Annotated in this window: 11 protein-coding genes and 1 tRNA gene; 6 read left to right on the forward strand and 6 right to left on the reverse strand. The window is 25.0% G+C overall.

The features are described 5' to 3' along the window. Positions 1–1,386 (reverse strand): hypothetical protein (locus T324_RS18205; protein ID WP_028331225.1); only part of this gene is annotated, 1,386 nt, incomplete at its 3' end. 27 nt (positions 1,387–1,413) lie between these two features. Continuing rightward, the gene (locus T324_RS0116300; RefSeq protein WP_028331226.1) at positions 1,414–3,423 is read right to left on the reverse strand and encodes a hypothetical protein; all 2,010 of its coding nucleotides are present in this window, start codon (positions 3,421–3,423) and stop codon (positions 1,414–1,416) included. 388 nt (positions 3,424–3,811) lie between these two features. Between T324_RS0116300 and T324_RS0116305 the strand changes: the two genes are divergently transcribed. Together T324_RS0116305 and T324_RS0116310 are read left to right on the forward strand one after the other, a co-directional pair. Then, complete coding sequence (locus T324_RS0116305; protein ID WP_028331227.1) at positions 3,812–4,411, forward strand: HAD-IA family hydrolase; 600 nt, start codon at positions 3,812–3,814, stop codon at positions 4,409–4,411. Between the two features lie 3 nt (positions 4,412–4,414). Then, positions 4,415–6,187: a sensor histidine kinase gene (locus T324_RS0116310; protein WP_028331228.1), complete on the forward strand. Its 1,773-nt coding sequence runs from the start codon at positions 4,415–4,417 to the stop codon at positions 6,185–6,187. Between the two features lies 1 nt (position 6,188). Here the strand turns inward: T324_RS0116310 and T324_RS0116315 are convergent, their stop codons facing one another. Continuing rightward, complete coding sequence (locus T324_RS0116315) at positions 6,189–6,545, reverse strand: response regulator (protein ID WP_028331229.1); 357 nt, start codon at positions 6,543–6,545, stop codon at positions 6,189–6,191. A 29-nt stretch (positions 6,546–6,574) separates the two neighbouring features. Beyond that, positions 6,575–6,658 (reverse strand) — tRNA-Leu (locus tag T324_RS0116320). Between the two features lie 150 nt (positions 6,659–6,808). On the opposite strand from T324_RS0116320, the gene T324_RS0116325 reads away from it, so the two are divergent. Both T324_RS0116325 and T324_RS0116330 read left to right on the forward strand, forming a co-directional pair. Then, positions 6,809–7,801, forward strand: coding sequence for a hypothetical protein (locus tag T324_RS0116325; protein ID WP_028331230.1), 993 nt, complete (start codon positions 6,809–6,811; stop codon positions 7,799–7,801). A gap of 153 nt (positions 7,802–7,954) precedes the next feature. Continuing rightward, positions 7,955–9,094: an HD-GYP domain-containing protein gene (locus T324_RS0116330; RefSeq protein ID WP_028331231.1), complete on the forward strand. Its 1,140-nt coding sequence runs from the start codon at positions 7,955–7,957 to the stop codon at positions 9,092–9,094. On the opposite strand, the gene T324_RS0116335 is transcribed toward T324_RS0116330, so the two are convergent. Continuing rightward, positions 9,091–9,423, reverse strand: coding sequence for a hypothetical protein (locus tag T324_RS0116335; protein ID WP_028331232.1), 333 nt, complete (start codon positions 9,421–9,423; stop codon positions 9,091–9,093). The two genes, T324_RS0116330 and T324_RS0116335, sit on opposite strands and share 4 nt — an antisense overlap. 5 nt (positions 9,424–9,428) lie before the next feature. After that, positions 9,429–9,902: a chemotaxis protein CheX gene (locus tag T324_RS0116340; protein ID WP_028331233.1), complete on the reverse strand. Its 474-nt coding sequence runs from the start codon at positions 9,900–9,902 to the stop codon at positions 9,429–9,431. A 202-nt stretch (positions 9,903–10,104) separates the two neighbouring features. Here T324_RS0116340 and T324_RS0116345 point away from each other — a divergent pair, with 202 nt between their 5' ends. Then, a complete protein-coding gene (locus T324_RS0116345; RefSeq protein WP_028331234.1) occupies positions 10,105–10,422 on the forward strand; it encodes a hypothetical protein in 318 nt (105 codons plus the stop codon). Positions 10,423–10,425: 3 nt separating this feature from the next. Next, positions 10,426–11,573: hypothetical protein (locus T324_RS17610; RefSeq protein WP_038375389.1), on the forward strand; the 1,148-nt coding region annotated here is incomplete at its 3' end.

Consider the following 11,573-nt stretch of genomic DNA (forward strand, 5'->3'; position numbering starts at 1 on the left):
ATCTAATAATTCATCATCAGAATATTCTTTTATTACAGGAAAGTTTTCTTCACTGTTATACGCATCTTTTGACATATTGTATTCTTCATCAAGTATATCATCTAATGTAGGTACATCTTCTAATTCATCATCTTCTTGATTATTATCAGAATTTTCTTCCAACACATCATCTAAAGTTGGTATATCTGTATCTTCCGGTTTTTTATCTTCTTCTAAAATAGAATCTAAACTTGGTATTTCATTTTTTTCTAAAGAATATACATCTTCAAAATTATCTAATTTTAATATTTCATCTTCTTCATTACTATTTTCAATTTTTATATCTTCAATTTCATCTATTTTAGGTAAATCAACTTTATTTTTTTTAGTTATTTTATTCCTATTTGTATCATTTAAATATTTTATACTGTCATCATCTAATGTATCTATATCATAGTCATCAATATTAAATTCTTCGTCATTATCAACTATACCAGTATTATCATATTCAAAATCTTTATCTTCATCATCATATATATCTTCTTCATTTTCATTATTAGTATTTCTTTCAATAAGAGATGTTATTATTAGGAATATTAATGATGCTGATAATAAAGCTAATATAGCATATTTTAAATATTTTTGTATTGCAGGAACATTTAATTCTAATAGTCCAATGCTAAAATTATTTATATCTTTAACTTTACTTGAGTAGAATGTATATGAATTACTATCAGAATCTATAGTTTTTGATCCTCCTATATCATTATTCATATATTGAGAAAGTGCATCTCTTGATATACTATTAATATCTATAGAAGGGTTATAATAAACAACTCCATTAGGAAGTACTACGAAATTTAGATTATATGAAGTATTTTCAAATATCTTTTTAAATACACTTGCTACTACATATCCAACTTCTATACCTCTATTATTTTTTATAGGTTTTATAAAATAAACACCATCATAATCTTTATCAAAAAATGCTTTTGAGTTTTTATGATCTTCTAAATTTATTGGCTTTGTTTTAGCAGGTGAAGAAAATACGGATTTACCATCTGCCAAATATAATGCAACAGTATCGAAAGGATAATTTCCGATTCTAAATATTGATATAATTCTATCTTTTTCACTTTCATCTATACCATTTAATATAACATTTTGTAAAAAATTAATAAATGGATAACTTTCAACTATTTTATTTAATCTATTGTCATAATCATTTACAAGACTTACTATACTGTTTTGACATATTAATGCATTTCTATCCAATTTCTTTGTATCAACATCAAAAGCATCCTTTTTAAGACCGAATACAAATGTTATAAATAGTGCTAGTACTATTATATTTATTAAAATAGATATATATACAAAGATAGATATCTTATTATGCTTATCTAACATATAAATCCTCTCAGCATTAATATGAAATTATTTTTTTGTTATACTATTTCTAGCATCCTCTTCTGCTTTGCTTATTATAGAAGAAAGCATTTTATCAAAAGCAGCAAATACATCATCTGTTCTTGAATTAGTAGTTTTTTCTAAACTTTCTGAACTTTCTTCTTTAGCTTTTAAATCCATACTCTCAACAGCTTTATTGTACGAATTTAATATATCTTTAGCAGCATTATTAGAATCACTTTTTATATAGCTGTCAGTTTTTTTATTGAATAAACTTTTAGCATATTCTTTGTTTTTTTCTTCTTCTTTTTCTTTATGAGATAATAATAAATTTTCTTTTACTATTTTCTTATTAAATATATCTTCCTCATTAATCTTTCTATAATCAGAATTAGTTGTTTCATAATTAGATGTTTCTTTTTCGCTTTCTTCAGCAATATTTTCAATTACAATGCTTTCATTTTCATCTGTATTATTTTTTAATTCCTCAGAAACATTAGTGAACATATTTTCTATTTCTTTTTCTTCATCTTCTTTATCATAATATGATGGAGCATATTTATCATAATCATATTTATTTTTTTCATATTCTGATATTGTTAATTCTTCTTCTTTATTGTTAAGTTCATTATCAACTTCATTTTCTACTTCTTCCAATATATTTACAGTTTTTAATTCCTCTTCTTGTATTTCTAATTTATTTTCCTCTAATGGTATATCTTCTGTTTTATCTTCTTCCAATATACTTACTGTTTTTATTTCTTCATTCTGTATTTCTATTTTATCTTCTTCCTTGTTTTCTTCTTTATTGATGTCTTTTTTTAAATCATCTTTTGTTATAGAAAATTTATTTCTACAATTATTTATTTCCTCTTTTATGTTTGCAACTATATTTAATATATCTTTTCCTATATTAAATTCTTCGTTTTTTTCATTTTCTTTCTTTTCTTTTAAATATTCATTAGGTATATTGTAATGAACCTTTTGTATCATAGGAGGCATTTCTTCATGAGTATTTGAAACAGGCAATGCTGCATTTACTATATTGTCATTTATTAGTTCATCATCTCCTTGAACATTTTTAACATAATCTCTATTAGTTTTAATCTGCATGAGATATTTAAAGAAAGCAATTATTCCCTTTATTACTAATTGACATGCTAATATTAACAAAGCAGTTATTGCCAAGACTATAAGTTCAAAGTAATTAGAATATTCTTTTGTTATCATAGATACAGTAAGAGAATCATTAACTACAAAGCTAGGCTGCTTTTTATAATAAGCATATCTGTTAATAACGCTTGAAACTTTTTCTAAGTTATTTCCTATAGGCTCTTTAACATTATATACTGAATTTCTAGAATCGCTTACAAATAAACTTTTATCTGCAACCTGATAATACATAGCTATATCAGATACATAAGAATAGTCATTTCTAGTTGTAACTATCATTTCTCCATTATCGTTTTTAATATATTCCATTATGTAAAATGCATTTTCATTGCTTGCATTTAATACTAAAGAACCTTTTTGCTTTATTTCATTTATTAAATTATTCTGTAGTTCCAAAGGCCATGATTTATTTCTTGATAAGTATAAATTAAGCATCATTTTACCATTCATATCAAATACTGTCATACCTTTTAAATAAGGGTTTTCAACAGTCATTCTGTAATAATCATTTTTATATTTATCAAGCTGAGCTTTAGTAGGCGATTTATTTGGGTCATAATTTTTTAGAGTGTCAGATGTCTGGTACATATTATATCCCACATAATCAGATATTGACTGAGTTATGAGGTTAACTTGATATTGGGATACACTATTTCTTTTTATTTTCATACCAACGGCTATTTTATCTATTCTTTGTTTCATCATATCTAAATAATCATTAATGAATAATGATGCTGCACTATTTTGCGGTAATATTGTATCGCTTGCTGCTCTTGCAAACATAGCAACTATAAATATTATCAAAAATGATATTGTTAGACTTAATATAGTTTTTATTATTTTTTGATTTTTGTTATCATTCATAATGTTTAGCCTTTTGTCTAAAAAATTGTCTTAATTCTAAAAAACTATTATTAGTTATCGGCTAAATGGAATTTTACTTGAAAGGTTTATTTTAAGACCTCCGCTGAGCCGCATGCGACATAAATGCGCCTGACCAAAAAGCCAGGTGGGTTCCTCAGAAACATGACCTTGATTTCTCAAAACCGTATCGCGATGCCGGCGAGCCTATCATTAATGCTTCGCTCTAGATCCCTAATGCATTAATTTATACTGGCGCAAGAATGTCATCGCTTAACGAGAACAGCAGAGTAATATAACTATAAATTTATTTTTACTATTTGTCAATACTGCTTGACAAAGAAATTATAGAAAATATAATATTTGAAAATATTAATTAAGGTTTTAAATTATGATTAAAAATATAGTATCTGATATAGGGAATGTTTTATATGAATTTATTATAGATGATTTTTTAAATAAATATATAGAGAAAGAAGATAGAGAATTTTTCTTTAATAATACTTTTAATAGTGTGAATTGGATTCTTATGGATAAAGGTGTAGTGAGTTTTGAAGATTCCAGAAAACATTTTATTGAAGTATGCAGTAAATATGAAAAAGTTGTAAATAAGATATTTGATACAGCATTAACTATATGTCTTAATAAGGATAATAATATAAATTTATTAAGAGAATATTACAATAAAGGTTATAATATATATTATCTTTCTAATATGCCAATAGAAACATTTAATTTTTTAAGAAAAGATACAGATTTCTTTGATACAATTTGTGTAGGAGGGATAATTTCTGGTGATGTGAAAATGGTAAAACCGGAAAAATCTATATTTGAATATTTTTTAAATAAATTTAATCTTAATGCTGAAGAGTGTTTATTTATAGATGATAATATTAACAATGTTAATACTGCTTTAGAATTAGGCATTAAATCTGTTCATTTGAAAAAAGTGGATGATATGTCTGATGTTTTAAAAGATATGCTTAAATAAATTATGGATTTTATTAAAAAAAGATATGAAAGAATTAAAAAAAAATATGGTATAGTAGTTCCTAGTCTTATAGTTATATTTACGATAGTAAACTTAATAGCATCTATATGGGTAAGTAGTTTTATATATGAACCTAATATAGTTAATCCTTTTTATGTATTTGCTGTATTGTTTTTTCCTTTCACAAGTATAATAGTTGGTGTTATAATTATAATTAAATTTATAGTAGATGCTATAATGAAAAAGGAAGGTTCTCATTTAAAAATAGTTATAGTTTTTATTATGGGTTTAATGACTATACTTCCAAGCTTATTTATAAGCAAAATATCTAAATACATAATTAAGAGTAATTTAGATTTATTTTTGGATAAAAATATCAATGATTCCATATCATATTTAATAGATATATCCAATAATGATATAATAAATAAACAAAATTATATGCTTGATATAATTTCAGAAGTGGGTACTCAATATTTTAATAATATATATGACTATATTATATCAAATAATGCTAATGATGAGAAAATATATAATTTGTTAAAGAAGACAGAGTATTTTAATAATATAGTTTTTTTATCAAATTCGTATAATGGCAATAACATTATATTTTTTAATTCTGGAGATTATATACCAATAGATATTAATTATAAATTAGATAATGAAGATATAATATTCTTAAATAGTGAATATAATGGTTTATTTTATGTTAATGCTATTATACCATTACATATAGCTGATAATTATGTTATATGGTCGGAGATTATGCCTAAAAATTATATAGAAATTAGAAACAATGCTTTAGAGGCTTTCAGACTTTATAATTCTGTTAATATGTTTATTAATGAATTTTCTGTAATATTGAATCTTCTATATTTATTTATATTAGGTATATCAACTTTTTTTTCAATAGTATTTGGTATAGCAATATCAAGGTTAATTACAAAACCTATAAGTTTGATACTTGATGCCACTAATTCTATAACTAATGCCAATTTTAATATAGATATGAAACTTGGCGGTGTGCATGATATGAGGAATTTAATACATAGATTTAATGTTATGGCAAGAGCATTAAAATATCATAGGGAAAGAGAAAATACCAGAGCTAGACTTGAAACTTGGAGAGAGGCTGCTATAAAAGTTGCCCATGAGATAAAAAATCCTCTAATGCCTATTATTATGAATGCTGAGCTTATAGATAGGAAGATTTCTTCAAATATGTCTGATAAAGATATAGAAAAAGTAAAGAAATCAACTAGCATTATAGTAAAAAACGCTAATGTAATATCAACTTTAATCAAATCTTTTTCTGAATTTTCTTTTGCAATAAAACTTTCTGAAGATAAGCAGTCAATTAATGGAGTTCTTTTAGAAGTTTTGGATTCTTTTAAAAATACGCCTAATGTAAAGTTTAGTATTGTTTTGAGTAATCATGATCATTTTATTAATATGGACAGAGAGAAATTGGCTATGGCTTTTAGAAATTTATTAAAAAATGCTTTAGAAGCTCAATGTTCTGTAGTATATATTTCTTCATACCATGAAATAATAGATTTAAATGAATTTTTTATTGTAAGTATAACTGATACAGGAGTAGGTATAGATAAAAATAATTTTCATAAGATATTTGAACCTTATTTTACTTCCAAGGAGAAGGGTACAGGTATAGGTCTTGCTACTGTAGAAAAGATAATATCAGAACATAACGGCAGCATAGATGTTGACTCTATAGTTGGAGAAGGTACTACATTTTTTATAAAATTTATGGTATAGGTTACAGATTTTCTATTTTGGTTACTAGTTTATTTATATGAGAAGGGTATTTCATACATATTATATTTAATCTTTGGGCTTCTTTTTCTAAATGTTTACTCATATTTTCATACAAAAAAAATATAGTAAACTCATTAAAATTAGGAAGTTTTTTTAATTCATTGATAAATTCTATAACATTAATCCATACTAAATTTGGATTAAAAACTAATATGCGTATGCTGTATTTGTATATTTTACTCATTAATTCGTATAGGTTTTCAGCTATGAATACTTCTATAGAGGAACTTTCTAATGTGGCTTTTATTTTATTATATCGGCTATTATCATCATCTATTATTATAGCTGAGTTATTCATAAGGCACACTCATTTATGTAAATTAAATGTGCCGAGAGAGGGACTCGAACCCTCACTGAGTTGCCTCAGGCAGATTTTGAGTCTGCTGCGTCTACCAATTTCGCCATCTCGGCTATTGTAAAAAACACGTTTTTAATAGCTTAGATTATAAATTATACTTGATAAAAATCAAGTATTATGTTCTATATTTTTTCTTTTTTTTGAAGTGATGTGTTTTATTTATTGTAAAATATGATAAAATAAGCACATAAAAGAGGGTTATTATGAAGATTACATTAGATATGTCCATATCAAAACTTCTTGATGCTTTTGATAGAGAATTTGGTATATCATTAGGTATATATAAAGGTGCACATAAATCTGATGATATAAAATTATTTGAAATATCTGATCCTAGAAAAAATCAAAAGGCTTTTATTGTTATAAATAAAGATACTAGTGTTGAAAGTGCTGAAAATATGTTTAGAGATACTTTTGGTATAAGAGTTCAAATTAAAGATAGAAATGGAAATACAGTAAGTCAGGAAAGTACATTAGGCGGAATTAGAAAACTTGATAAGGGATTTGTTGATGAAAATGAAAATATAAACTTATTAGATGATGAAAATACGGAAGAAAACAACGGCAATCAGGATGAAAAAAAGAAAAAATCATATTTTTTAAAGCCTAAAGTAGTTAAACATACTGTTGAAGATAAAATAAAAGAAATAGATAGGCTTTATCTTGGATTTCAAAGATCTGAGAGATATAAATCTATGGTTAATCTATTATCTTGTATGGAAGAGGCTAGATTAGTATACCCTAAATCTAAAGAGCTTATTGATCATATAGAGGATATAAAAAGCAAGTCTCTTAATATATCAAATTTAAGCATAAAAAAAAGAAAATTTGCCATACTTGTTTTGATTATAGTAACATCTGTATTATCAGTTGTTGGAATAGGTATTTGGGGATATAATTTATATAATAAAATAAAAAAAGATAAAGAAGTTGATAGTATAATTAAAGAAATAGATAACTTAAGAATGAGAAAAGGCTCATTAATGGAAAGCGGAAATATATCTGAAGCCAATGCAATAGATGAAAGTATAAATTCAAAATCTGAAAGACTTACTAGTATTCAAAGTGATACTAGTATGTCTATAGCTAATTATTTTATAATGATTGCATTTCTTATGGCTGTTATAGTAGCTATGTTTATATTGAGACTTAACAAATATAATATAACATCTATGCGTTTTAGTAAAAGTACTTGAGTATATATATTTTTTATTTTTATGTGCATTTTTTATTTTTAAATTATTATATTTATAATATAACATTCAGGTTATACTTATAATTTTACTTGATATAATATCACTATATGGTATTATATATTCTAATATAATAATTTATTTCGAGGATTATATATGCCAAAAATTACAATACCATTAAATGAAGTAAAAGAAGGAATGAAAGTAGCTAGTAATATATATAATAGCGATGATAAAAGAATAGTTGATATTGGTACTGTAATTACAAAAGATATAATAGAAACATTAAAAAGAAACTCAATTACAACTATAAGTGTAACAGAACTTTTAAATCTTAAAAAAGAAAACACTGTAAATACATCCGGTAATGGCGAAAAAGCTGTTATAAGAGGGGTTGTAGAGGAAGAAGGAAAGCAAATATTAAAAATAGATAGTAAAGAGGTTGCAAAAAGCAAAGAAGCTGCTATAGAAAAGACTAAATCATTATATGAATCAGTAAAAAATGGGGCTTCTATAGATTTTGACAGCATGAAAAAAGAAGTTAATAATATGCTTTCATCAGTTCTTGATAATAAAGATGCCCATTCTTATCTTTCTATGTTAAAACGTAAAGATGAAACAATGTATAAACATGCAGTAGATGTAGCTACATTATCAGCTATTACTGCGGGAGAATTAAATCTTACAAAAGTAGATATGGCAAATATAATGCTTGGTGCTTTAGTACATGATATAGGTAAGGTTCTTATTCAGGAAAGTATATTAACAAAGTCAAATCTTACAAAAGAGGAAGAAGCGATATTAAAAAAGCATCCTACTCAGGGTTATAAATTAGTAAAAAGAGATAATTTAGATGATAATATAGCGGATATTGTACTGGAACATCATGAAAAATATGATGGTACAGGATATCCTTTTCAGAAAGATAATAAAGATATAAGTTTATACAGTAAAATAGTAGCTGTTTGTAATACATTTAATAATTTGATAACTAAAGGAGAACGTAATATTCCTTATACACCAGATAAAGCTGTAAAAATTATAATATCGCTTGCTAAAAAGGATTTTGATACAGATGTTGTTAAAGCTTTCCAAAAAGCTGTAGGCTTTTATCCTAATAATACCAGAGTTAAACTTTCAGATGGAAGTATAGCAAGAGTTATAGAACAAAACCCTAATTTGCCTTTACGCCCTGTGCTATCTATAGTTAAACATCTTGATGGTACAGTTAGTGATGGAATAGAGGTAGTAGACCTATCAACTTCCAGTGATTTATTTATCAAAGAAATAATTTAATATTTGAGTTTTTGTTTTTTGCTAAGAAGTTTTACTAAATATTTAAGTTCGTATTTAGAATAGAAGTCTTTAACCATTGTTACACCTCTTTTATTAAAGAAATGAAAATAATTATATTTTTCTAATGTATGTATAAGTTTCTTAAAATGTTCTTCTTCCAATTTAAATGCTTCAGATACTTCTTTTATTGAATATAGTCTTTCTTCATCTTTGAAATATTTATTTAAAAATTCGCTTGATTTTTTTGATATAACTATATTATTTACTACAATTTTTATTATGATGGTTATAATAAAAACTAATATAAAATATTGTACAATTTTAGGCACTTATTTTAATTAGACTGATTAAATAATATTAAATTCATAAATATTTCTCCAAGCTCTGTTTTATAGTTTATGGATAATATTTTATCATTTTCTTTTTCAAGCATAGACATTTGTTCGCTCATTAATATAGCAGGAGGTGTCATATCTAAATCTATATGCTTAGTAGATAAATCATTAATAGCACTTCCAGCAACCATATTAACAAATTCTTTAATTGTAGCTATAAATATATCATCTATTGTAGTGATTGACTCCATATTTAATGCAGATGCTAATTTAAAAGCGGTAGCTTTACTCATATTGAACATAAGTCTTCCGCTTAAATCTCCTGTTATGCCAACAAAAACTATTACTCCACCTACATGATTAGCATTTCTGTATATTCTTACATTACCTTTACCAACTTTAGAGTTAAAGTAGCTTTTTAATATAATTACTGTACCTTTACTGAATGCATTTACTATATCTAAATCGAACATATTTTAAACACCATATAATTTTATTTTTTAGTATTATCGGAAATAAAATAATATATTTAATATAGTATACTACCATTTGTTAAATTATCAAGCAAAAATAGAAATTATTTATATTATTCTACAGTATATAAATTTTATAATCTTGACGTTAAATAAAAAGAATGATATCATTAAACAAAATTGTATAATAACCGATAATTTTATGAGAAATAGAGTATTTTGTTTATCGTTTATACTAATGATATTTTTATTGGGAATACTAATAAATATTTTTCATAAGAATATTGAAGTAAATGATACATTGATTAGTGTTACAGTAAAAGGAGCTGTTATTAGTCAAGGAGTATATTTTTGCCGATATGGTATATCAGTGGCAGATATTTTGGAGATATGCGGCGGTATGTCAGAATTAGGATTTTTACCAGATAATTTTGATTACAATACGCCTATAACTAATGATATAATTATTACCATACCTAAAAGGTACTCTGATATAAGAAAAAATTATGAAGAGAATTAAATAGTGGAAAAAGAGTTCGCCAGTATTTTTGATTACAATAAAGATGTCTCAATCAATGAGTATGATATAGATAAACTTATAGAAAGAGTTATAGAAGTAAATGAAAATGATTTTCCTATAATATCTATTGGTAATACAGATAAAGAAAGCCCTACAATACATGGAAAAATAACAAGTAAAGAATATGTATTAAGTGAGCCTGAAAATATTAAAGATAAAAAGGATGAAAAAGATCCTACATCAAATATAGCCTACACAGAAGAAGAAACAGAAAAATATAAGAATTTAGAAAGAAGTTTAAAACTATCTGAAGATGATCTTGAGATAGCTGATAGTATTGATGATGTAAGTTTAGAGAATATGTCTATTCTTTTTCCAGCTACTTCAGATAAATATGTGGTTGATGAAGAAGAAGACGATGATGACTTTATACCAGAAGATGTATTATCTTCTGAACAGTCCTATATAGTTAATAATATATATTCAAAAGATCAAAATGAAATTCATGAATCAATAAAAGAAGAAGCAGGATTAAAAGAAGGAGAATTAGATTCCATTCAAAGTGTTGAAGATTTTAAATTGGAAGATAGTTCTACTAATATTCTTTCAGATGAAAAAGGAAAATCAGATTATTTGGAAATGAGAGAATATACTGATGAAGAGCTTTTGGATATAAATAATATATTAGAGGAAGAAGAAGAGGATATTGACAATTTATCTAATATAAATAGCATGATAGAAGCTGGTATATCAGATGATGATGTACTTAATAATAATGATATTGGAGCCTATGTTGGTGAAATAGAAGATAAAAATTATAATGATGATGAGCTTTTATCATTAGATAAAGAAGTTCTTGATAATTTAGAAGAATATTTATCAAGTATAGAAAAAATTGATAGCAGAAAAGAAGTTTTATCTTTAGATGAAGCTATTTTAAATAGTATAAAAGAATCTGAAGAAGAAAAATTAGAATTTTCTATAGAAGAAAATCATTCAGAAGCAGATACACAAGAAAGTATTTTTTTAGCAGATATAGAAGAATTAGAAGGTTTATCAACAGAAAGTCCTTCTGAAGAATCACAAGAAGAACTAAAAGAGGAAATAGTAGAAGATAGTCCTACATCTTTAGATAGTGAAGAGATAGAATC

Source organism: Brachyspira alvinipulli ATCC 51933, assembly GCF_000518245.1.
Classification (GTDB): domain Bacteria; phylum Spirochaetota; class Brachyspiria; order Brachyspirales; family Brachyspiraceae; genus Brachyspira; species Brachyspira alvinipulli.